This is a genomic window from Nocardioides nitrophenolicus (assembly GCF_016907515.1).
Lineage (GTDB): Bacteria > Actinomycetota > Actinomycetes > Propionibacteriales > Nocardioidaceae > Nocardioides > Nocardioides nitrophenolicus.
Genome location: NZ_JAFBBY010000001.1, coordinates 294,765 through 316,276 on the forward strand (window position 1 = coordinate 294,765; position 21,512 = coordinate 316,276).

General features: G+C 73.1%; 21 protein-coding genes. All 21 read right to left on the minus strand.

What is annotated here, in order from left to right; genetic code table 11:
- Positions 1-152 precede the first annotated feature (152 nt).
- The 21 genes from JOD66_RS01410 to mraZ all read right to left on the minus strand — a co-directional run bounded on the left by JOD66_RS01410 (position 153) and on the right by mraZ (position 21,500).
- A complete protein-coding gene (locus JOD66_RS01410) occupies positions 153-692 on the minus strand; it encodes a hypothetical protein (protein WP_204835175.1) in 540 nt (179 codons plus the stop codon).
- A gap of 66 nt (positions 693-758) precedes the next feature.
- Entirely contained in the window at positions 759-1,703 is a 945-nt protein-coding gene (locus JOD66_RS01415) for a TraR/DksA family transcriptional regulator (RefSeq protein ID WP_204835176.1), read from the minus strand.
- A gap of 178 nt (positions 1,704-1,881) precedes the next feature.
- Positions 1,882-2,679, minus strand: coding sequence for a DivIVA domain-containing protein (locus JOD66_RS01420; RefSeq protein ID WP_204835177.1), 798 nt, complete (start codon positions 2,677-2,679; stop codon positions 1,882-1,884).
- Between the two features lie 108 nt (positions 2,680-2,787).
- Positions 2,788-3,081, minus strand: coding sequence for a YggT family protein (locus JOD66_RS01425; protein WP_204835178.1), 294 nt, complete (start codon positions 3,079-3,081; stop codon positions 2,788-2,790).
- Between the two features lie 847 nt (positions 3,082-3,928).
- Positions 3,929-4,459 carry a cell division protein SepF gene (locus tag JOD66_RS01430; RefSeq protein ID WP_204835179.1) on the minus strand — a complete coding sequence of 177 codons (531 nt, stop codon included), beginning with the start codon at positions 4,457-4,459 and terminating at the stop codon, positions 3,929-3,931.
- 58 nt (positions 4,460-4,517) lie between these two features.
- Positions 4,518-5,216 (minus strand): YggS family pyridoxal phosphate-dependent enzyme, encoded by a 699-nt coding sequence (locus JOD66_RS01435; RefSeq protein ID WP_204835180.1) that lies wholly within the window; start codon positions 5,214-5,216, stop codon positions 4,518-4,520.
- Positions 5,213-5,902 (minus strand): purine nucleoside phosphorylase YfiH/LACC1 family protein, encoded by a 690-nt coding sequence (locus JOD66_RS01440; protein ID WP_204835181.1) that lies wholly within the window; start codon positions 5,900-5,902, stop codon positions 5,213-5,215. The genes JOD66_RS01435 and JOD66_RS01440 overlap by 4 nt, the downstream gene beginning before the upstream one ends.
- 3 nt (positions 5,903-5,905) lie before the next feature.
- Positions 5,906-7,105, minus strand: a complete 1,200-nt coding sequence (gene ftsZ, locus JOD66_RS01445; protein WP_204835182.1) for a cell division protein FtsZ — start codon at positions 7,103-7,105, stop codon at positions 5,906-5,908.
- 303 nt (positions 7,106-7,408) lie between these two features.
- On the minus strand, positions 7,409-8,152 hold the full coding sequence (locus JOD66_RS01450) for a cell division protein FtsQ/DivIB (protein ID WP_204835183.1): 744 nt from the start codon (positions 8,150-8,152) through the stop codon (positions 7,409-7,411).
- Positions 8,139-9,515 carry a UDP-N-acetylmuramate--L-alanine ligase gene (gene murC, locus JOD66_RS01455; protein WP_204835184.1) on the minus strand — a complete coding sequence of 459 codons (1,377 nt, stop codon included), beginning with the start codon at positions 9,513-9,515 and terminating at the stop codon, positions 8,139-8,141. The genes JOD66_RS01450 and murC overlap by 14 nt, the downstream gene beginning before the upstream one ends.
- The gene (gene murG / locus JOD66_RS01460) at positions 9,512-10,597 is read right to left on the minus strand and encodes an undecaprenyldiphospho-muramoylpentapeptide beta-N-acetylglucosaminyltransferase (RefSeq protein ID WP_204835185.1); all 1,086 of its coding nucleotides are present in this window, start codon (positions 10,595-10,597) and stop codon (positions 9,512-9,514) included. Before murG ends, murC begins: the two co-directional genes overlap by 4 nt.
- Positions 10,598-10,612: 15 nt before the next feature.
- Positions 10,613-11,746 carry a putative lipid II flippase FtsW gene (gene ftsW / locus JOD66_RS01465; RefSeq protein WP_239545020.1) on the minus strand — a complete coding sequence of 378 codons (1,134 nt, stop codon included), beginning with the start codon at positions 11,744-11,746 and terminating at the stop codon, positions 10,613-10,615.
- A 141-nt stretch (positions 11,747-11,887) separates the two neighbouring features.
- Positions 11,888-13,357 carry a UDP-N-acetylmuramoyl-L-alanine--D-glutamate ligase gene (gene murD, locus JOD66_RS01470; RefSeq protein WP_204835186.1) on the minus strand — a complete coding sequence of 490 codons (1,470 nt, stop codon included), beginning with the start codon at positions 13,355-13,357 and terminating at the stop codon, positions 11,888-11,890.
- On the minus strand, positions 13,357-14,427 hold the full coding sequence (gene mraY / locus JOD66_RS01475) for a phospho-N-acetylmuramoyl-pentapeptide-transferase (protein ID WP_204835187.1): 1,071 nt from the start codon (positions 14,425-14,427) through the stop codon (positions 13,357-13,359). The genes murD and mraY overlap by 1 nt, the downstream gene beginning before the upstream one ends.
- Positions 14,424-15,797, minus strand: a complete 1,374-nt coding sequence (locus JOD66_RS01480; RefSeq protein ID WP_204835188.1) for a UDP-N-acetylmuramoyl-tripeptide--D-alanyl-D-alanine ligase — start codon at positions 15,795-15,797, stop codon at positions 14,424-14,426. The genes mraY and JOD66_RS01480 overlap by 4 nt, the downstream gene beginning before the upstream one ends.
- On the minus strand, positions 15,794-17,308 hold the full coding sequence (locus JOD66_RS01485) for a UDP-N-acetylmuramoyl-L-alanyl-D-glutamate--2,6-diaminopimelate ligase (protein WP_464582539.1): 1,515 nt from the start codon (positions 17,306-17,308) through the stop codon (positions 15,794-15,796). Before JOD66_RS01485 ends, JOD66_RS01480 begins: the two co-directional genes overlap by 4 nt.
- Complete coding sequence (locus tag JOD66_RS01490) at positions 17,302-19,125, minus strand: peptidoglycan D,D-transpeptidase FtsI family protein (protein WP_307823226.1); 1,824 nt, start codon at positions 19,123-19,125, stop codon at positions 17,302-17,304. Before JOD66_RS01490 ends, JOD66_RS01485 begins: the two co-directional genes overlap by 7 nt.
- A 23-nt stretch (positions 19,126-19,148) precedes the next feature.
- Entirely contained in the window at positions 19,149-19,673 is a 525-nt protein-coding gene (gene ftsL, locus JOD66_RS01495) for a cell division protein FtsL (RefSeq protein ID WP_204835190.1), read from the minus strand.
- A gap of 2 nt (positions 19,674-19,675) precedes the next feature.
- Positions 19,676-20,659, minus strand: coding sequence for a 16S rRNA (cytosine(1402)-N(4))-methyltransferase RsmH (gene rsmH / locus JOD66_RS01500; RefSeq protein ID WP_204835191.1), 984 nt, complete (start codon positions 20,657-20,659; stop codon positions 19,676-19,678).
- 1 nt (position 20,660) lies between these two features.
- Complete coding sequence (locus tag JOD66_RS01505) at positions 20,661-20,813, minus strand: hypothetical protein (RefSeq protein ID WP_204835192.1); 153 nt, start codon at positions 20,811-20,813, stop codon at positions 20,661-20,663.
- Positions 20,814-21,077: 264 nt separating this feature from the next.
- The gene (gene mraZ, locus JOD66_RS01510) at positions 21,078-21,500 is read right to left on the minus strand and encodes a division/cell wall cluster transcriptional repressor MraZ (protein WP_036542364.1); all 423 of its coding nucleotides are present in this window, start codon (positions 21,498-21,500) and stop codon (positions 21,078-21,080) included.
- Positions 21,501-21,512 lie beyond the last annotated feature (12 nt).

The following is a 21,512-nucleotide window of genomic DNA, read 5'->3' on the forward strand; positions in this document are numbered from 1 at the left end:
GGAACGGTCCAGCGCCGCTCGACTGGCGCAACGAAGTGTCAGCATTTCGGGACCAATGTTCGCACGCCGAGGAGCGGCGCAACTATTCGCGGGCGCCGCCTCAGGTGGGCGGTGGTGAGCGCCGGCGACGGCGCACCGTGGCCTCCCCGTCCCTAGGCGTTGCCGAGGGAGAGCCACGCCGCGAGTGCCACGACGAGCATCGCCACGCCCCAGACGTAGCAGACCGTGGCGATCACTCGTGGCCAGGAGCCGGATTGAGATCCGCGGCGGGCGACCCGCGCGCACGGCAGCGCGACGGCGAGGAACAGCACCCCGAGACCGGCGACGGGGAAGTCGCCCGGGCCCGCGGGGACCGTGAGAGACAGCGCCGCGAAGAGCGTGAGGACGGCGGCCAGGACGGCGAGCGTCTCGTACCGTGCTCGGCGGACGGGTGCGGCGCCCTGGCGGTCGCCCGTGTCCAGTCCCGCCGGGAGGCCGTCGGTGACGAGTGCCCACAGTGCCGCGCCGAACCCCAGCACGGCGACGGCCGCCGATCCGGCCACCACCGCTCCCCCGACGGCGTTCAGGACGGTCTGGACGCCGAACCGCTCAGGGATGGTGGCGCCGTAGACGGCGGAGAGGAGTGCAGGGACGGCGATGAGCGCGACGAAGCCGATCTCGACGACGCTCCAACGGTCGCGGCCGGGCCTCACGCGGCGAGCGTAGCGCCGTCGAGTCCCGGATCGACCGAGGCCACGGATGTCGACGGGAGACGGCCCCTAGCGAACGCCGTGCTTCTCCTCGCGCTGCTTGCACGTCATGCACAAGGTGGCACGCGGGAACGCCATCAGCCGCATCTTGCCGATCGGGTTCCCGCAGGACTCGCACACGCCGTACGTGCCGTCGTCGATGCGCGCCAGGGCCCGGTCGATCTGGGCCACCTTCTCCCGCTCGTGGTTGAGCACGGTCAGCTCGTGGTCGCGCTCGAAGCTGGTCGCCCCGAGGTCGGCCTGGTCCTGGCCGGCGCCGTCGCCCGAGTCGCGCAGCAGGCCGCTCAGGTCGGCCTCCTGCTCCTCCAGGATCCGGGCGCTCGCCTCGCGCTGCTCGTGGAGCTCGGCCAGCACCTCGGCCAGCTCGGCGGCCGACCAGGCCTCCTCGTGCTCGAGGACGACCAGGGAGCCGGGGGTGGCCTTCCGGGTCGCGGCCTTCTTCGCGGGGGCCGCCTTCTTCGCGGGGGCCGCCTTCCTCGCGGGGGCCGCCTTCTTCGCGGGGGCCGCCTTCTTCGCGGGGGCCGCCTTCTTCGCGGGGGCCGCCTTCTTCGCGGGGGCCGCCTTCTTCGCGGGGGCCGCCTTCTTCGCGGGGGCCGCCTTCTTCGCGGGGGCCGCCTTCTTTGCGGGGGCCGCCTTCTTGGCCGGAGCCGCCTTCTTGGCGGGAGCGGCCTTCTTGGCCGGGGCCGCCTTCTTGGCGGGAGCGGCCTTCTTCGCGGGAGCCGCCTTCTTCGCGGGAGCCGCCTTCTTCGCGGGAGCCGCCTTCTTCGCGGGAGCCGCCTTCTTGGCCGGCGCCGCCTTCTTCGCGGGAGCCGCCTTCTTCGCGGGCGCGGCGGGCTTCGCGGCGGTCTTCTTCGCCGGGGCCGCGGCCGTGGCGGCTGTCTTTCGCGGGCGGATGATCTTCCGGGCGGCGGTGGCGGCCTGACCGGCCAACGACTTCTTCGTACTGCGGGCCATGAAGGACTCCTCAGAGGCGGCGACCCACGCGCCAGCGTGCGGTGGGCGTGCTGCGGAGGGTAGCGGGTACGGCGAAGCGGTCCAAGGAGGCGCGCAGGGAGCGAGATCGGCCGGGAACGACGGAACCGGCCGACCCGCGGTGCGGGCCGACCGGTCAGGTCGAGCTGTCAGGAGAGGCTCAGGCCTCTTCCTCGCCGAGGATGGAGCGCAGTCGCTTGGGGGCCGGGGCCTCCTCGACGGGCGCCAGGGTGTCGCCCGGCGTCTGCAGCGACTCGAGCTGCTGGGTGAAGTAGCTCTTGAGCCGCGAGCGGTACTCGCGCTCGAAGGAGCGCAGCGTCTCGACCTCGGCGGAGAGCTTGTCGCGCTCCTTCTCGAGGTCGCCGAAGAGCTGGGTACGACGCTCGGCGGTCTCGGCGTCGAGCATCTCGGCGCGGGTGCGGGCGTCGGACTCGAGGCGGTCGGCCTTGACCTTGGCCTCGGAGGCGAGCCGCTCGGACTTGGTGCGGGCCTCGCCGACGATCTTGTCGGCCTCGTTCTTGGCGTCCTCGACGAGCTCGTCGGCGTTGCGCGTGGCGATCTCGAGCAGGCGGGCCGCGGCGTTCGACGCCTCGGGCACGGTCTCGACCCGGATCGTCTCGACACCGCCGGTGGCGGCCGGCGCGGGCGCGGCGACGGGGGCCGGAGCGGCGACGACGGGCTCGACCGGGGCGGGCGCGGCGACGGGGGCCGGAGCCGGCGGCTCGGGCAGGGTCTCGGGCACCGGCGCCAGCTGGGTCGGAGCGTCGAAGGTCGCCGACGACGACCCGGCCTGCGCGGCGGCGAGCTTCGCGCGAAGGTCGTCGTTCTCCTGGGTCAGGCGGGCGAGCTCGGCCTCGACCTCGTCCAGGAACTGGTCGACCTCGCCCATGTCGTAGCCCTCGCGCAGCCGAACCGGCGTAAAGCGCTTGTTGCTCACGTCCTCTGGCGTCAGGGGCATGACCTCACCAATCTATAAAGAAGAATCTCGACGGTATGTCTTCACGAACCATAGCGCCTGGACGGTCGAAGACGGCATCCGCGTCCCGTCCCTGGCGTCACAGCAGTCTCACAACAGCAGGGTGCGCCGGTTCACCTCGAGCAGCACGTAGGCCAGGATCATCACCAGGATGAAGCTGATGTCCAGCGCGAAGTTCCCGATCCGGATCGGCTTGATCACCCGACGCAGGCCGTTGATCGGCGGGTCGGTCGTCGAGTAGGCCAGCTCCAGGAAGACCAGCACCGGCCCCCGGGGCTCCCAGGCGCGCGCGAACACCTGGACCCAGTCGGTGATGAAGCGCACCCACAAGAATCCGATGAAGGCGAACAGCACGCCCTCGATGATCCAGCCGACGATCGTCACGGCATCAACCTATCGCCGCCGGGCAACGGCCCCGACGGCACACCCGCCCGATGCGCGCTCGGCCCATTCCACGTCGGTCGTCGCGGGAAGCGCGGCCGACGGAGCGCAGGGAGCGAGGAACGAGCGACCGGAGCGGAGGAGGCAAGTCTTTCCGCGAGCCGACCGTCTTGCCGCCACGCGAAGGTGACCACCGACCGACTCGACTGCGCGCTCGCGCCATTCAACGTCGGTCGTCGCGGGAAGCGCGGCCGACGGAGCGCAGGGAGCGAGGAACGAGCGACCGGAGCGGAGGAGGCAAGTCTTTCCGCGAGCCGACCGTCTTGCCGCCATGCCAAGGCTGGACCTACGGAAGACGACCGCGCGGCCGGCAGCGTGGCGCGAGGAACGAGCGACACGCTCGGCCCAGAAGGGGAGGAACGAGCGACACGCTCGGCCCATCCCACGTCGGTCGTCGCGGGAAGCGCGGCCGACGGAGCGCAGGGAGCGAGGAACGAGCGACCGGAGCGGAGGAGGCAAGTCTTTCCGCGAGCCGACCGTCTTGCCGCCATGCCAAGGCTGGACCTACGGAAGACGACCGCGCGGCCGGCAGCGTGGCGCGAGGAACGAGCGACACGCTCGGCCCAGAAGGGGAGGAACGAGCGACACGCTCGGCCCATCCCACGTCGGTCGTCGCGGGAAGCGCGGCCGACGGAGCGCAGGGAGCGAGGAACGAGCGACCGGAGCGGAGGAGGCAAGTCTTTCCGCGAGCCGACAGTCTTGCCGCCACGCGAAGGTGACCACCGACCGACTCGACCGCGCGCGCGGCAGCGTGGCGCGAGGAACGAGCGACACGCTCGCGCCATCCAGCTCAGCTCTGGTTGAAGAAGCCGTCGGCCGCGATGGCCTGCTTGTCCTCGGCGGCCACGGTGACGTTCGGCGGCGAGAGCAGGAACACCTTGTTGGTGACCCGCTCGATGCTGCCCCGCGTGGCGAAGATCAGGCCGGCGGCGAAGTCGACCAGGCGCTTGGCGTCGGCGTCGTCCATCTCGGTGAGGTTCATGATGACGGGAGTGCCCTCGCGGTACTCCTCGCCGATCGAGCGCGCCTCGTTGTAGGTGGTGGGGTGCAGGGTCGTGATCCGGGACAGCTCGGCGACGACCGGCTGCGGGGCGACCGCGACGGGGCGGCGACGCTCGTCGAGGTCGGCGACGGTGCCGGACGGCACGGCGCGCACCGGGCGCTCCTGCCGCGGCTCCCGGGGCTCGCGAGCCTCCCGGGCGTCGCGTCCGCGGGCGGGCTCGCTCGCCTCGTCGCCGTAGTCGTCGTAGCCGGCCTCGTCATAGCCGGTGTCCTCCAGCAGGCCGAGGTACTCACCGATCCTGCGCATCGCACCGCTCATGACTGTTGCCTCCGTGATCCGCGTCCCCGATCGGGGACGACTGGTGGTGTTGTGGACATTACTGGACCGTGGGCCTCGTTCCGAGGACCGCGGAGCCAATGCGGACGTGTGTCGCGCCGACGGTCACGGCCGCCTCCAGGTCGCCGCTCATCCCGGCTGACAGGACGGTCGCGTCGGGGTGGCGGGCGAGGAAGTCCGCGCGGATCCCGGCCAGGCGCGCGAAGGCCAGCGCGGGGTCGTCGTCGAGCGGCGCGACGGCCATCAGGCCCCGCAGCCGCAGCTCCGGCGTGCGGGCGACCTCGTCGGCGAGGGCCGCGAGGCTCGCCGGGTCGGCACCGGCGCGGTGGTCGCGTCCCGGCGGGTCGAGGCTGACCTGGAGCAGTACGTCGACGACCCGGCCGGCGTCGGCGGCACCCCGGGCCAGGCGAGGCACCAGGGCCACCCGGTCGACCGACTCGACCACGTCGGCGTACCGCGCCACGGCGGCGGCCTTGTTGGACTGCAGCCCGCCGATGAAGTGCCAGCGCAGGTCGAGGTCGGCACACTCCGCGGCCTTGGCCTCCGCCTCCTGGTGGCGGTTCTCCCCCACGTCGGTGACGCCGAGGCCGGCGAGGAGGCGGACGTCGGAGGCCGGGAAGTACTTGGTGACCACGGTCAGCGCGACCTCGTTGGCGGCGCGGCCGGCGTCGGTCGCGGCGCGCGCGATCCGGTCGCGGACGGCCGCCAGGTGGGCGCGCAGCTCGTCGGCACGGGTCATCGGAGCCACACCAGCCCGGCGAAGCGGCCGGCGCTCTCGCCGTCGCGTCGGTAGGAGGGGAAGGTGGCGTCCTCGAGCGTGCAGCCCGGGACCACGCTCGCCGGGACGCCTGCGGCCGCGAGCTGCGCGGCGACGCCGGCGCCGAGGTCGAGCGCGGGGGTGCCCCAGCTCGTCTCGGCGTACGTCTCGGGCACCGCGGCGACGACCTCGTCGCGCAGGGTGGCAGGGACTTCGTAGCACCGGCCGCACACGTGGGGGCCGATCCAGGCGCGGACGTCGCGGGCGCCGAGCTCGCGCATCCGCTCGACGGTGCGGGTGACGACGTCGACCTGGACGCCGCGCCGGCCGGCGTGGGCGACACCCAGGACGCCGGCCGCCGGGTCGGCGAGGACGACCGGGACGCAGTCGGCGACACGGACCATCAGGCCGACGCCGCGCAGCGCCGTCACCTGGGCGTCGGCGGTCGGCACCTCGCCCGGCGGGCCGTCCACGGTGACGACCACGTCGCCGTGGACCTGGTGCAGGCGCGCGAACGGTACGCCGGCCTCCTCCCGCAGGGCGTCGAGCACGCCGGCGAGCCGGTCGCCCTCGCGAAGGTCGAGGGAGGAGTCCGTGAACGCGACCTCGACCCGGCCCGCGTCGAGGGCGGCCGGGTCGAGGGGGACGGACTCACGGAAGGCGAACACGACTCACTTGAGGAAGTCGGGGACGTCCAGGTCGTCGCCGTCGTCGAACTGCATCGGCGCCGGCGTGGTGCGGGCACCCACCGGCTGCGGCTCGGCGGGAGTCGCGGGAGCCTCGCGGCTCTCGCGGGTCTCGCGGGTCTGGGCCGGCTGGGCCTGCTGGGCGGGGGCCTGCTGCTGGGCGGGGCGCGCGGGGGCCGGGGTGGCCGGCGCCTGCTGGGCCGGTCGGCGTACGGCGGTCTCGTCGCGACGCTTGGGCAGGCCACCGTCGAAGCCGGCGGCGATGACGGTCACCCGGACCTCGTCGCCGAGGGCGTCGTCGATGATCGTGCCGAAGATGATGTTGGCGTCCTCGTGGACGGCGTCGGCGACCATCGCCGCGGCCTCGTTGATCTCGAAGATGCCGAGGTCCGATCCGCCCGCGATGGACAGCAGGACGCCGTGGGCGCCGTCGATCGAGGCCTCGAGCAGCGGGCTGCTGATGGCCATCTCGGCGGCGGCCAGCGCGCGGTCCTCGCCGCGGGCGGAGCCGATCCCCATCAGCGCCGAGCCGGCGTTGCTCATGACCGCCTTGACGTCGGCGAAGTCGACGTTGATCAGTCCGGGGGTGGTGATCAGGTCGGTGATGCCCGAGACGCCCTGGAGCAGCACCTGGTCGGCCTGCTTGAACGCGTCGAGCATCGACACGTTGCGGTCCGAGATCTGCAGCAGCCGGTCGTTGGGGATGACGATGAGGGTGTCGACCTCCTCGCGGAGACGCTCGATGCCCTCGTCGGCGGACTTCTTGCGGCGGGCGCCCTCGAAGGTGAACGGACGGGTCACCACTCCGATGGTCAGCGCGCCGAGCGAGCGGGCGATCCGGGCCACGACCGGCGCACCTCCGGTGCCGGTGCCGCCGCCCTCGCCCGCGGTCACGAAGACCATGTCGGCGCCCTTGAGCACCTCCTCGATCTCCTCCGCGTGGTCCTCGGCGGCCTTGCCGCCCACGTCGGGGTTCGCGCCCGCACCGAGGCCGCGGGTCAGCTCGCGACCGATGTCGAGCTTCACGTCGGCGTCGCTCATCAGCAGCGCCTGGGCGTCGGTGTTGATCGCGATGAACTCGACGCCCTTGAGGCCGACCTCGATCATCCGGTTGACGGCGTTGACGCCACCCCCGCCGATCCCGACGACCTTGATGATGGCCAGGTAGTTCTGTGCAGCTGCCACGGCGGCTCCACCTCTCCGGTGTTGTCCGAAAGTTTCATGTGTCCGTTCACCGACGAAGGCGGCCGGACCGCTTCCCCGTGGTCCGCCGGCGTGTCGCCACAACCCTTACCCTCAACCTGAGGGTTATAGTTATGTCAACCTCGTCGTGGTCATGACAGTAGGTAGGTCGCGACGCGCGATCGTGGAGACACGCCGTGGGGGTGCAGGAATCGCCGGTTGACCGGCGAAACTGGCACTTGTCGGGCATTGCAACGCCCGACAAGTGCAGGAACAACCGGTCGACCGGCGATTCCTGCAGCCCGCTCAGCTCGTCGTCGGAGCCCCCGGCACGGACACGTCGTACACCTTCGCCTTGCGCTCCAGCAGCTCCAGCAGCACCGCGGCCTTGTCGTCGGCCTGCTCCGCGCTCCCCCACCGCACCAGCCGCCCGTCGCGCAGGCGCAGGTCGATCTCGTCGACGGTGCGGACCTCGACGTAGTCGACGAGCTCGGTGACGGCGGGGTCGAGGGCGACGACCACGGCGGCGCCCTCGGCGAGGGCGTCGCCGTCGGCGCCGGGGCCGACCTTGACCCGGGGCAGGCCGTCGGGGGCCTTGGCGAGCGTGCCGAAGGCGACGCCGGTGGCGTCGAGGTTGGTGAGCCGGTCCCCGCGGTCGAGGACGGCGACCGGGGTGCGTTCGACGATGTCGATGCGGACGTCGTGGGGCCAGGTGCGGGAGACGTCGACGGTCTTGACGGTGGCGAGCGACTTGAGGCGCAGCTCGATCCGGTGCAGGTCGACGGTGGCGAGCGGGCCGCCGAGGGGGACGTCGGCGGTGGCGAGCACCTGCTTCTCGGTGAGCTGGGCGTTGCCGACGACCTGGACGCCGTCGGCGCGCAGCCAGGGCGAGAAGTAGAGGGCGTAGACGCCGAAGCCGACCGCGCCGACGAGCAGGACGGCGGCCAAGACGTAGCGCCAGGTCAGCCAGCGGCGGGCGCGCTGGCGCCGGGCGAAGGCGCGACGGGTCCGGGCCTGCGGGTCGGACGCCCGGCCGCTACGCCTCGCCATCGCCCACCTCCGCGAGGGCGGCGAGCACCTGGGGCGCGAGCGCGGTCACGTCGCCCGCGCCGAGGGTGAGCACCAGGTCGCCGGGCCGGGCCAGCCCCACCAGCGTGGGGACGACGGCGGCCCGGTCGGACACGAACCGGACCCGGTCGCCGGCGAGCGGCACCGCACCCGCGACCAGCGCGCCGGTCACGGCGGGGTCGGGGTCCTCGCGGGCGACGTAGACGTCCATCACGACGACCTCGTCGGCCGCACCGAGCTCGCGACCCATCGCCTCGCCGAAGATCCGGGTGCGGGAGACGAGGTGCGGCTGGAAGCACACGATCAGCCGGCCCTCGCCGACGACGGAGCGGGCGGCCTCGAGGTCGCCGCGGATCTCGCTGGGGTGGTGGGCGTAGGAGTCGTAGACCCGCACTCCCCCGGCCTCGCCGACCGGCTCCATCCGGCGCTTGGCGCCCTGGTGCCGGGCCAGCCCGCGGATCAGGGCGGCGGGGTCGAGGCCGAGCTCGAGCCCGACGGCGAGGGCGAGCAGGGCGTCCTGGGCGTAGTGGCGACCGGGTACGCCGAGCTCGACGGTGCCGAGGTCGGCGCCGTCGCTGGTCACCCGGAACCGGGTGCGGCCGCCGTCGATGACGAGGTCGTGCCCGCGCAGCCGGGCGCCGTCGGCGAAGCCGACGGTGCGGGTGGCGAGGTCGGCCCGGTCGGTGAGCGTCACGGACGCGCGCGCGGCGAAGTCGGCGAAGGCCGCCTCGTAGGCCTGCTCGGTGCCCCAGTGGTCGAGGTGGTCGGCGTCGACATTGGTGACGACGGCGATCCGGGGGGTGTAGACGAGGAAGGCGCCGTCGGACTCGTCGGCCTCGACGACGGCGACCGCGCCGCCGCCGAGGCGGGCGTTGGTGCCGAGCGCCTCGACCTCGGCGCCGATCGCGAAGGTCAGGTCGACGCCTGCCTCGCGCAGCGCCATCACGGTCATCGCGGTGGTGGTGGTCTTGCCGTGGGTGCCGGCGATCGCCACGACGTCGCGCCCCACCAGCACCGACTGCAGGCCGGCCGAGCGCGGCCACAGGCGCAGCCCCCGGGCCAGCGCGGCGACGATCTCGGGGTTGTCGTCGCGAGCGGCGGTGGTGGCGACCACCGTGTCGACGCCGTCGAGGTGGGCCGCGTCGTGCCCGACGTGGACGGTGATCCCCTCCGCGCGCAGCGCCGCGACGACGGCCGAGTCGCTGGCGTCGCTGCCGCTGACGGTCACGCCGGCCTGGTGCATCAGCCGCGCGATGCCGGACAGCCCGGCGCCGCCGATGCCGACGAAGTGGACGTGACCGAGCCGGTCGGCGGGGAGGATCTCGTCGGGGACCGGGATCTTCACCGGGCGGCGTCCAGGATGATCCGGGCCAGCCGGTCGTCGGCGTCGCGCGGGACCAGGTCGGCGGCCGCCGCGCCCATCCGGGCCAGCCGGTCGGCGTCGCGGACCAGGGCGGGGACGGTGTCGGCGACGTAGTCGGCACTGAACGCGGAGTCCTCGACGAGCAGCGCTCCCCCGGCGTCGACGACGGGCCGCGCGTTGAGGGCCTGCTCGCCGTTGCCGATCGGGAGCGGCACGAAGATCGCGGGTACGCCGGTCGCCGCCGCCTCGACGACGCTGGACGCGCCGGAGCGGCAGACCATGACGTCGGCGGCGGCGAGGGCGAGGTCCATCCGCTCGACGAACGGCAGCACGACGTAGGGCACCCCGGTCGGGACCGGCTCGGTCCAGCTCGGGTCGCTCGCGCCGTTGGGGCCGATGACGTGCAGCACCTGGACGCCGGCCGAGCCGAGCGCCGCGGCGGCCCCGCTCACCGCCTGGTTGAGCCGGCGCGCGCCCTGGGAGCCACCGGTCACCACGAGGGTCGGCAGCTCGGGATCGAGGCCGAAGAAGTCACGCGCCTGCGCGCGCAGCGCCGGCCGGTCGAGGGTGGAGATCATCCGGCGGATGGGGAGGCCGACGTACTCGCCGCCCTTGAGCGGGGTGTCGGGGAAGCTGACCGCGACCCGGTCGGCGATCCGGGCGCCGAGCTTGTTGGCGATGCCGGGCAGCGCGTTCTGCTCGTGGACGACGAGGGGCAGCCTCCGGCGCCGGGCGGCGACGTACGCCGGCACGGAGACGTAGCCGCCGTAGCCGACGATCACGTCGGGTCGTACGTCGTCGACCACGTCGAGCGCCGCCTTGACCGCGCCGCGCAGCCGCGACGGCACCAGGGCGAGGTCCTTGCCGGGCTTGCGCGGCAGCGGGACGGGCGGCACCAGGCGCAGCGGGTAGCCGGCCTCGGGCACCACCTTGTTCTCCAGGCCGCGGGGCGTCCCGAGGCAGGTGATCTCGGTGGCCGGGTCGAGACGGCGCAGGGCGTCGGCGGTCGCGAGCAGCGGAGAGGTGTGCCCCGCCGTGCCCCCGCCGGCCAGAAGAATCCTCACGCGGCAGAACCTACTTCAGGCACTCAGACCCGCCGAACGGGCCCGGCGCCGCTGGGCGAGCGCCCGGGCCGCCGCGGGCTCACGGCGCGCGAAGCCGATGATCAGACCGAGCGCGCTCAGGGTCGGGAGCAGGCTCGAGCCGCCATAGGACACCAGGGGCAGGGGGATGCCGATGACGGGCAGCAGGGCGAGCACCATGCCGACGTTGATGATCATCTGGCACAGCAGCCAGACCACGATGCCGAAGGTGCAGTAGCGCACGAAGGGGCGCGCGGTCTCGCGCGCGACCCGGACGCCGGCGTAGGCGAGCACCAGGAACAGCCCGATCACGAGCAGGGTGCCGACCAGGCCGAGCTCCTCGCCGAGCACCGCGAAGATGAAGTCGGTGTGGGCCTCGGGCAGCTGGCCCCACTTCTGCTGGCTGGCCCCGATGCCCTCGCCGAGCACGCCGCCGCTGGCCATGGCGTACAGGCCGTGGGCGGGCTGCCAGCCGGTGCCGTGGTAGTCCTTGAACGGGTCGGCGAAGTTCGCGATCCGGGCGAGCCGGGTGGGCGAGGTGGCCGCCAGGCCGAGGGCCGCGACGCTCACGACGGCGAAGACCATGCCGAACAGGCGCCCGGGGGCGCCGACCACCCAGAGCATCGCCACGAGCAGTGCGAAGAAGATCAGCGCGGTGCCGAGGTCCTTGCCGAGCACGACCAGGCCGGTGGCGAGCACCATGCCGGGCACGACCGGCACCAGCATCTGGTGCAGGTTGCCGAGCCGGCGCTCCTTGTTGGCGTAGATGTTGCTGGCCCAGATGATCAGCGAGAGCTTGGCGATCTCGGAGGGCTGGACCTGCACGGGTCCGAGCACCAGCCAGTTCGTGTTGCCGTTGACCTCCTTGCCGGCGAAGGCGGTCACGAAGAGCAGCGCGAGCGACACGGCGAAGGCGGGGTACGACAGCCGGCGGACCCAGCGCTCGGACACCCGCGAGGCGATGACCGCGCAGGGCACGCCGATGACCACCCACATCAGCTGGCGGCGCACGATGGTGTAGGAGTCGCCGGTCTCGCGGTAGGCGCGCACGCTCGACGCGCTGAGCACCATGATCAGCCCGATCACGAGCAGCAGCGCGGTGGCGCCCAGGAGCAGGTAGTAGGTGGTCAACGGGCGGTCCAGCGCCTCCTTGAGGGCGCTGAGCCATCCGGGCCGGCGGGTCCGGGCCGGGAGCCCCAGGCGCAGCCTCAGCCGCGCGGGCCGGGTCGTCTCGGGGTTGGCGGTGGTGATGGCGCTCCCCCTTGCTCAGGCTCAGCCGCTGACGTGTTCGCGCACCGCCGTGGCGAACGCGTCACCCCGCGCGGCGTAGTCGGTGAACTGGTCCATCGAGGCGCATCCCGGCGCCAGCAGGACGGTGTCGCCCGGCTGGGCGGCCTCGGCTGCTGCGGCGACGACGCGCCTCATCAGGTCGAGCTCTCCGACGGGACCAGTCTCAGGGGTGTCCACCTCGATCACCGGCACATCGGCTGCGTGTCGCGAAAGCGCCTCGGCGATCACGGCCCGGTCGCGCCCGATCAGCACGACGGCGCGCAGCCGGTCGCCGACCGCGCCGACGAGGTCGTCGAAGGACGCCCCCTTGGCGAGGCCGCCGGCGACCCAGACGACGGGCGCGAAGGCGGCCAGCGAGGACGCGGCGGCATGGGGGTTGGTCGCCTTGGAGTCGTCGACCCAGGTCAGCTCGTCGTGCTCGGCGACGACGGCGATCCGGTGCCCGTCGGGGCGGAAGGAGCGCAGGCCGTCGCGGACGGCGGCCTGGCTGATCCCGTGGGCCCGCGCGAGCGCCGCGGCCGCGAGCGCGTTGGCGACGAAGTGGGGCGCGCGCGAGGCGAGGTCGTCGAGCGTGCACAGCTCGGCCGCGCTGGTGGCGCGCTCCTCGATGAAGGCCCGGTCGACGAGGATGTCCTCGACCACGCCGAGCATCCCGACGGCCGGGGTGCCGAGGGTGAAGCCGATCGCGCGGGCCCCCTCGACCACGTCGGCCTCGCGGACCAGCTCCTCGGTGACGGGGTCCGCGACGTTGTAGACGCAGGCGCGCTGCACGCCGGCGTAGATCCGGCCCTTGTCGCGGGCGTAGTCGGCCATGCCCGACGGGCCGGCGTACCAGTCGAGGTGGTCCTCGGCGACGTTGAGCACGACCGCACTCTCGGCCGACATCGAGTCGGTGTAGTGGAGCTGGAAGCTGGACAGCTCGACCGCGATCACGTCGTAGGGCTCGGGGTCCATGACCACCTCGGTGAGCGGCAGGCCGACGTTGCCGGCGGCGACGCTGCGCAGGCCGGCCGCGCGCAGGATGCTGTCGAGCATCTGCACCGTGGTGGTCTTGCCGTTGGTGCCGGTGACGCAGAGCCAGGGCGCGGGACGCTCGGGGTCACGCAGCCGCCAGGCCAGCTCGACCTCGCCCCAGACGGGGACGCCCCGCTCGCGGGCGGCCACGATGATCGGCGCGTCGGGGCGGAAGCCCGGCGAGACGACCAGCACGTCGGCCGCCTCGGGCAGGCGCGCGGTCGCACCCTCGTGGACCTCGATGGTCGCACCGAGGACCTCGAGCAGCTCGGCGCGCTCCAGGATGGCGGGGCTGACCGACTCCGCGACCGCGTGCACGGTGGCGCCGAGGTGGAGCAGGTTGTCGACGGCCGCGGCGCCACTGGTGCCGAAGCCGGCGACGACCGCGCGCACGCCCTCCCAGGAGTCGGTGCGGCCGAGGCTGGAGACGTCAGGCATCAGAGACGGGAGACCCATTCGGCGTAGAAGATGCCGAGACCGGTGGCGACGAAGAGACCGGTGATGATCCAGAACCGGATCACGACGGTGACCTGCTCCCAGCCGAGCATCTCGAAGTGGTGGTGGATCGGCGCCATCCGGAAGATCCGGCGGCCCTTGGTCAGCTTGAAGAAGCCGACCTGCATCATCACCGACACCGTCTCCAGGACGAACAGCCCACCGAGGATGACCAGGAGCAGCTCGGTCCGGGTGAGGATCGCGAACCCGGCGAGCGCGCTGCCGAGTGCGAGCGAGCCGGTGTCGCCCATGAAGATCTTGGCCGGCGAGGCGTTCCACCACAGGAAGCCGAAGCAGGCGCCGGTGATGGCCGCGGCGATGATCGCGAGGTCCAGCGGGTCGCGCACGTTGTAGCAGGTGGCGCTCGGCTCCTCCTGGCAGAACTGGTTGCTCTGCCAGATGTTCACCAGCGTGTAGGCGCCGAAGACCATCACCGACGCGCCGGCCGCCAGGCCGTCGAGCCCGTCGGTGAGGTTGACGGCATTGCTGAAGCCCGCCACGAACAGCCAGATCAGCAGGATCGCCAGGATCATCGGCAGCACGAACCAGTCCAGCTCGCGCAGGAAGGAGACCTTCTCGCTGGCCGGGGTGCGGCCGTGGGAGTCCTCGAGCATCGGCGAGAGCGCGAGCCAGCCGAACACCAGCGCGATCACGGTCTGGCCGGCCATCTTGGCCTTGCTGCGCAGGCCGAGGCTGCGCTGCTTGTAGATCTTGATGAAGTCGTCGAGGAAGCCGACCAGGCCCATCCCGACGAACAGGAAGAGCAGCAGCAGCGCCGACGCGCTCGGCTCGGTGAGGGTGATCAGCTTGGCCGCGAAGTAGCCGACCACCGCGGCCAGGATGATGACCACCCCGCCCATGGTGGGCGTACCGCGCTTGGTGTGGTGGCTGGTCGGGCCGTCCTCGCGGATCTCCTGGCCGTAGCCCAGCTTGGTGAACGCGTTGATCGCCACCCGGGTGCCGAGCAGCGAGATCAGCAGGGCGATGCCGCCGCCGAGCAGGATCGCCCTCACGCCGTCGTCTCCTCGGTGCCACTCATCACGATCGCCTCTGCCACGACTTCCAAGGCGGCGCCGCGCGACGCCTTGACGAGGACGACGTCCTCCGACCCGGCATTCTGCCGCACCCAGGCCGTGGCTTCCTCGCGGCCCGCCGTGACGATCACCTCACCGGCGCCCGAGCGCGCGCCCTCGGCGATCCCGGAGGCGGCCGCGCCGACCACCACGACCACGTCGACGCCCAGTCGCGCGGCGTCGGCGCCGACCGCGCGGTGGCCCGCGTCGTGCTCGTCGCCCAGCTCGCGCATCTCCCCCAGCACCGCGACGGTACGACGCCCGCCTGCCTCGGCGACGCCGACCAGCGCCTCGAGGGCGGCCCGCATCGAGTCGGGGTTGGCGTTGTACGCGTCGTTGATCACGGTCAGGCCGTCGGCCCGCCGGGTGACCTCCATCCGCCAGCGCGACGCCGGGGTCGCCTCCCCCAGCGCCCGGGCGACGTCGGCCAGCGCGAAGCCGGCCGCGAGCGCCATCGCGGCGGCGGCGGCCGCGTTGAGGACCTGGTGGGGACCGGTCTGCCGCAGCCGCACGGGCGCCGAGCCGTCGGCGTACGACAGGACGAAGCCGGGCCGGCCCAGCTCGTCGAGCCGGACGTCGCGCCAGCGGACGTCGCCGGACGTGCCGAAGGTGAGGATCCCGGCCCGGGTGCGTGCGGTCATCGCGGCCACCAGCGGGTCGTCGGCGTTGAGCACGGCCGTGCCGTCGGGCCCGAGCGCCTCGACCAGCTCGCCCTTCGCCCGGGCGATCTGGTCGCGCCCGCCGAACTCGCCGACGTGGGCGGTGCCGACATTGAGCACCGCCCCGATCGACGGCGGCGCGATGTCGCACAGATAGGAGAGGTGACCGACCCCGCGCGCGCCCATCTCGAGGACCAGGAAGCGGGTGCCGGCGTCGGCGCGCAGCACGGTGAGCGGCACGCCGAGCTCGTTGTTGTTGTTGGCCGCGGTCGCGACCACCGCGGCGTCGCCGGCGAGGGCGCGCAGCACCGCCGCGAGATAGTCCTTGGTGCCGGTCTTGCCCTGGGAGCCGGTCATCGCCAGCACCGTGACGTCGAGCCGGTCCAGGACGTGGCGGGCCAGCCGGCCCAGCGCGGCCACCGGGTCGGTCACGACCACCGTCGGCGCGCTGGTCGGGCGGCTGCCGAGCACGGCGTGGGCGCCGTCGGCGTAGTCGTGGCCGTCGACCCGCTCCCCGACGACGGCGACGAACAGCCCGTCGGCGAGCGGGGTCCGGCTGTCGACGTACGCCGGAGCGGAGACGGTGACGTCGGCGCCGTGCAGGGTGCCGCCGACCACGTCGGCGATCACCGAGAGCGAGAGCGGGATCACGACGCACCACCCGGCAGCTCCGCGAGCAGCTCCCGGACGACCTCGCGGTCGTCGAACGGGTGGACCACGCCGGCCACCTCCTGGCCGGCCTCGTGTCCCTTGCCCGCGACCAGGACGACGTCGCCCGGTCCGGCGGTGCGCAGCGCGGTCGCGATCGCCTCGCGCCGGTCGCCGATCTCGAGCACCTCGGCGGGCCCGCCGCGGGCTCCGGCCAGCACCTCGGCGCGGATCGCGGCCGGGTCCTCGGTGCGCGGGTTGTCGTCGGTCACGACGACCAGGTCGGCCAGCTCGGCGGCGATCGCTCCCATCACCGGGCGCTTGCCCCGGTCGCGGTCACCACCGGCGCCGATCACGATCACCAGCCTGCCACGGGTCACCGGGCGCAGGGTGCGCAGCACCGCGTCGACCGCGTCGGGCTTGTGGGCGTAGTCGACCACCACGGTCAGGTCGCGGCCGGTCTCGATCCGCTCCAGCCGGCCGGGGACGCCTCCGGCACCGCCGATCCCGTCGGCGACCTGCTGGGGGTCGAAGCCCGCCTCGGCCGCCGCCGCGATCGCCGCCAGCGCGTTGGCGACGTTGAACTCCCCCGCGAGCGGGACGGCGGCCCGCACCCGCACGCCGCCGGGCCCGTGGACGGTGAAGGTGGAGCCGTCGGGGCGCTGGTCGATCCCGGAGACGGTCCAGTCGGCGTCACCCCGCACGGCATAGGTGCGCACCGGGACCGACGCCCGGGTCACCAGCAGCCGCCCGTGCTCGTCGTCGACGCAGACCAGGCCGAGCCGGGCGTGCTCGGGCGTGAACAGCAGCGCCTTGGCGGCGAAGTAGTCCTCGAGGTCGGCATGGAAGTCGAGGTGGTCGCGACCCAGGTTGGTGAACACGGCGACGTCGAACACCACGCCGTCCACCCGGCCCATCACCAGCGCATGGCTGGAGACCTCCATCGCGCAGGCCGTCACGTCCAGCTCGCCCATCCGCGCGAACAGGCCGTGCAGGTCCGGCGCCTCCGGCGTGGTGAGCGCGGTCTTGACCTCCTCGCCGGCGATCCGGGTGCCGACGGTGCCGATCACGGCGCTGCGCACGCCGGCCGCGAGCAGGCCGCCGTCGAGCAGTCGGGTGACCGTGGTCTTGCCCTGGGTGCCGGTCACGCCGATGGTGCGCAGCCGGGCGGCCGGCTGGCCGTAGACCAGCGCGGCGACGGCGCCCAGGACCCGGCGCGGGTCGTCGACCACGAGGGCCGGCAGCCCGGTCGGAGCGGCCAGGGCCGCGCCCTCGGCGTCGGTCAGCAGCGCCACCGCGCCGGCCGCCGCGGCCTGCTCGGCGAACGCGGCGCCGTGGGCCCGCGAGCCGGGCAGGGCGGCGTACAGGTCACCCGGCCGGACCCGGCGCGAGTCGAGGGTCACCCCGCTCAGCTCGGCGCCGGTCGAGGCCGGGGCCAGGCCCAGGGCCCGGGCGACGGTGTCGAGGGACGTCAGCGGCGGGTGAGCAGGGCGGGTGGTGGGGGTGCTCACCACTCGACCGGCGTCTGGTTGGGCTGCGCGCCCGTGGGGGCGACGCCGTAGCGGCGCAGGGCGTGGCTCATCAGCTTCGAGAACGCCGGGCCGGCGACGCTGCCGCCGCCACTGCCGGCGCGCGGGTTGTGGACCACGACGTAGATGGTGAACCGCGGGTCGTCGGCGGGCGCGAAGCCCGCGAACGAGACGGTGAGGCTGCCGTCGTAGCGGCCGTCGACGACGCGCTGGGCGGTGCCGGTCTTGCCGGCGACCCGATAGCCCGGGACCGCGGCCTTCGGCGCGACGCCGGCCTCGGGGTCCACCACGCGCTCCATCATCAGCATGGTCTCGTGGGCGGCGTCGGCGCTGATCACGCGCCTGCTGGTGGCGACGTCGGTGCCGACCGTGGCGCCGTCGTCGGTGCGCGCCTCGCCCTTGACCAGGCTCGGCGCGACCCGGACCCCGCCGTTGGCGATGGTGTTGACGGCCGAGATCATCTGCACCGCGTTGACCGACAGGGACTGCCCGAACGCGATGCGGTCGCCGACCTGCGAGGTCCAGGCCGCACCCTGCGGCAGCAGGCCGCGGGTCTCGCCGCCGAGGCCGATCGCGGTCCGGGAGCCGAGTCCGAACTCGGTGAGGTAGCGGCGCAGCTGGCCGGGCTTGAACTGGTCGGCCGCGAGCACGGTGCCGACATTGGACGACTTGGCGAGGATGCCGGCCAGGGTGAGCTTGAGCGTCCCGTGGTCCCAGTAGTCGCCGATCGGGCGGTCCTGGCGGTGCAGCTGACCGGGGACCTTGAACCGCTGCTCCTTGAAGGACAGTCCGGCGTCGACCAGCGAGCTGATGGTCAGCACCTTCTCGACCGAGCCGGGCTCGTAGACGTCGGTGAGCGCCGAGGACTTGTAGAGCTCCTTGGGATAGGCGGCCGGGTCGGAGGCGTCGTACGTCGGGTAGTCGGCCAGCGCCAGCAGCTCACCGGTCTTGGTGTCCTGGATCAGCGCCATGCCGGACTCGCCGCCGGACTTCTGCACGGTCTGCTGCAGCACTCGCTGGGTGTAGTACTGCAGGTCGCTGTCGATGGTCAGGGTCAGGTTCTTGCCGTCGACCGCGGGGGTGACGGTGTTGTCGCCGAGCGGGATCTGGTTGCCGGCGCCGACCTCGTAGCGCGCCTCGCCGTCCTTGCCGGACAGGTAGGTGTTGAAGGAGTCCTCGAGCCCGGCGAGGCCGATGATCGCGGCGTCCTTGCCCTTCTTGCCGTTCTCGCCGAGGAAGCCGACCAGGTTGGCCGCGACGGTGTGGTTGGGGTAGACGCGCAGCGGGTCCCGCTCGGTCATCAGCCCGGCGAACGGGCGGTCCTTGTCGTCCTTGAACCGCTCCTGGATGTCGGCCACGACCTTCTCGGCCTTGCTCGCCGGCACCTGGCGGGCGATGTACTGGAACCGGCTGCCCTCGACCCGCAGCTTGCGCAGGGTCTCGAAGTAGTCGACGTCGAGCCGGTCCGCCAGGATCGTCGCCAGCTCGGGCGCGACCGGCTCGGTCACCTTCGGGTCGGCGACGATCATCCGGCCGTCGACGGTGTCGGCCATCGACGTGCCGTTGCGGTCCAGGATCTCGCCGCGGGTCGCGGGCAGGGTCACCCGCACCTGGCCCTCCGCGGCGGCCATCTGGGCGTACGACTGCGGGTCAACGCCCTGCAGCTGCACGAGGCGCGCGGCGAACACCGACAGCACGATCGCGATGAGCAGGAACCCGACGCGCATCCGGCGGTGCGGTGAGCCCCGCAGGACCTCACCGGGGCGACGCCGCAGGCGGCTGGGGAGGGGTCGGCTCGTCACGGATCGAGGCTACGGCGCGAGGGTCACTGAACCGTGGCGGGCACGCCGTCAGTGGTGGCCTTCACCTTCTGCTTGACGGGCGGCGGGTCCAGGCTCGCCGGCCGCTTCGGGCCCGGCTGTTGGAGCGGCAGCCGGTCCTCGCCGGTGGCGGGCTGCGGGTCGCCGGTGATGCCGGAGCCGAGCTTGAGCACGCCGGCGCCGGTCGTCGGCATCACCATGCCGAGCCGCTCGGCGGCCCGGGCGACGTGGGCCGGGTCGTTGAGCTCCTGGAGGTCCATCTCCAGCGCCTCCTGCTGGGCACCGAGGTCGGTGGCCTGCTTGCGCAGCGCCGTCTCCCGGAAGGATGCCTGCTGCATCGAGGTGTTGAACATCAGCAGCCCGATCACGCCGCCGAGCAGGATCACGCTGACGAAGGTCACGAAGGGCACCCGCGGCGCGCGGGTGCGCCGGCGCGGGACGACGGTCAGCCGGGCTCGCTCGAGCGCCGCCTGGGCGACGCGAGGAGCGACATTGGGGAGCCGGTTGCGCAGCGGTGAGGTGGCGGACATGTCTATGCGGCTCCCTTGCCAGATGACCTGCTCGGACGGGTGTTCTCTCGGATGCGCTCGATCGCGCGAAGTCGGACGGAGGCGGCGCGCGGGTTCTCCTCCACCTCCGCGGGCGTGGCCTGTTCGGCGCCCCGGGTCACCAGCCGGTACGACGGCTCGGCGCCCTCGGGCACGAACGGCAGGTCGTCGGGGACGTCGAGCCGGGTCGCGGCGGCGAAGGTCCGCTTGACCAGCCGGTCCTCGAGGGAGTGGTACGACTCCACGACCACCCGGCCGCCGACGCCGATCGCCTCCACCGCGGCGGGCAGCGCCCGCTGCAGCACCCGCAGCTCGTCGTTGACCTCCATCCGCAGCGCCTGGAAGGTGCGCTTCGCGGGGTTGCCGCCGGTGCGGCGTGCGGGGGCCGGGATGACGTCGTACAGCAGCTCGACGAGGCGGGCCGAGCTGGTGAACGGCGCGACCTCGCGCTCGCGCACGATGGCGTCGGCGATCCGGCGGGCCAGCTTCTCCTCGCCGTACTCCTTGAGCACCCGCGCCAGCTCGGCCGCACCGTAGGTGTTGAGCACGTCGGCGGCGGTCGGCCCGGTGTCCCCCATCCGCATGTCGAGCGGCGCGTCCACGGAGTAGGCGAACCCGCGCTCGGGCAGGTCCAGCTGCATGGAGGAGACGCCGAGGTCGAACAGCACCCCGGCCACCTCGGGCAGACCCTGGTCGGCGAGCACGTCGGCGATCTCGTCGTAGACCGCCTGCACGCCGGTGAACCGCTCGCCGTACGACGCCAGCCGCTCGCGGCTCATGGCGAGGGCCTGGGGGTCGCGGTCGATGCCGATCACCCGGGCCCGCGGGCAGCGTTCCAGGACCGCCTCGGTGTGACCGCCGAGACCGAGCGTGCAGTCGACCAGCACGGCGCCGTCGTCGTCGAGGGCGGGCGCGAGAAGGGCGACGACCCGGTCCAGCAGGACGGGGACGTGGCGGGGGCTGCTCATCTCAGCGGCCCGCGAGGTGGGTGAGCACGAGCAGGAGCGCGCAGCCGAGGGAGAGGGAGGCGGAGAAGGCCATCAAGGTGACGGCGTCGCGGGCCTGCTCGCGGACGCGGCGCACACCGGATGCCTCCGGCGGCTGCGTGCGAACGACGCTCATGCTGACCCCTCGACCCTGGGAACGGAACCTGCTCGAAAATGAGCGGATCCGCAGAGCCAGGTCCCGGCCCGCTCCCGGTCCGGTGTTCGGGATGCCTTCTGGTGCCGGGGAAGGTGCCCCAGAAGGCGGGGTTCGGCGTGGCGCCTGTGGCCGGGGAAGGTGCTACAGGTGGACGCCTGGGGAGCGGGAACGGGCTGAGACCTCGTCCTGCGGATCCGCTGTTGTGTTGTGGTTGCTGGTTGCTGCTGGTTGGTTCGGTGGCGGCTAGTCGTCGTCCTCGTCGAGGTCGGCGAACTCCTCCAGGGCCTCGAGCTGGAACTCGCGCCAGGCGGTGGGGTTCCAGATCTCCAGCCGGTCCCGGACGCCGATCACGACCACGTCGCGCTCGAGTCCGGCGTACTCACGCAGGTGGGCCGGGATGCCGATCCGGCCCTGCTTGTCGGGGGTGCTCTCGTCGCCGCCGGCGAAGAGCACCCGGGCGTAGCGCCGGGCGGCGCGGTTGGTCATCGGCCGGGCGGCCTGCCGCTCGGCCTCCTCGGCGAAGACATCGGTCGGCCAGACGACGAGGCACTTGTCCTGTCCCTGTGTGACCACGAGGCCCTCCGCCAGTCGATCCCTGAACTTCGCCGGGAGGAAGAGGCGGCCCTTGTCGTCGAGCTTCGGGGTGTAGGTGCCCATGAAGAGCATCCGGGCCACCCC

Bases quoted from the DNA above. Each gene is read 5' to 3' on its own strand.
- JOD66_RS01435 (WP_204835180.1), bottom strand. From the start codon at position 5,216: ATGACCCGTGCCGACGAGCTGCGCGCCCACCTGGCGGCCGTCCGCGAC.
- JOD66_RS01505 (WP_204835192.1), bottom strand. From the start codon at position 20,813: ATGAGCGTCGTTCGCACGCAGCCGCCGGAGGCATCCGGTGTGCGCCGC.
- JOD66_RS01430 (WP_204835179.1), bottom strand. From the start codon at position 4,459: ATGAGCGGTGCGATGCGCAGGATCGGTGAGTACCTCGGCCTGCTGGAG.
- JOD66_RS01450 (WP_204835183.1), bottom strand. From the start codon at position 8,152: ATGGCGAGGCGTAGCGGCCGGGCGTCCGACCCGCAGGCCCGGACCCGT.
- murD (WP_204835186.1), bottom strand. From the start codon at position 13,357: ATGCCTGACGTCTCCAGCCTCGGCCGCACCGACTCCTGGGAGGGCGTG.
- mraZ (WP_036542364.1), bottom strand. From the start codon at position 21,500: ATGCTCTTCATGGGCACCTACACCCCGAAGCTCGACGACAAGGGCCGC.
- JOD66_RS01420 (WP_204835177.1), bottom strand. From the start codon at position 2,679: ATGCCCCTGACGCCAGAGGACGTGAGCAACAAGCGCTTTACGCCGGTT.
- JOD66_RS01415 (WP_204835176.1), bottom strand. From the start codon at position 1,703: ATGGCCCGCAGTACGAAGAAGTCGTTGGCCGGTCAGGCCGCCACCGCC.
- ftsL (WP_204835190.1), bottom strand. From the start codon at position 19,673: ATGTCCGCCACCTCACCGCTGCGCAACCGGCTCCCCAATGTCGCTCCT.
- rsmH (WP_204835191.1), bottom strand. From the start codon at position 20,659: ATGAGCAGCCCCCGCCACGTCCCCGTCCTGCTGGACCGGGTCGTCGCC.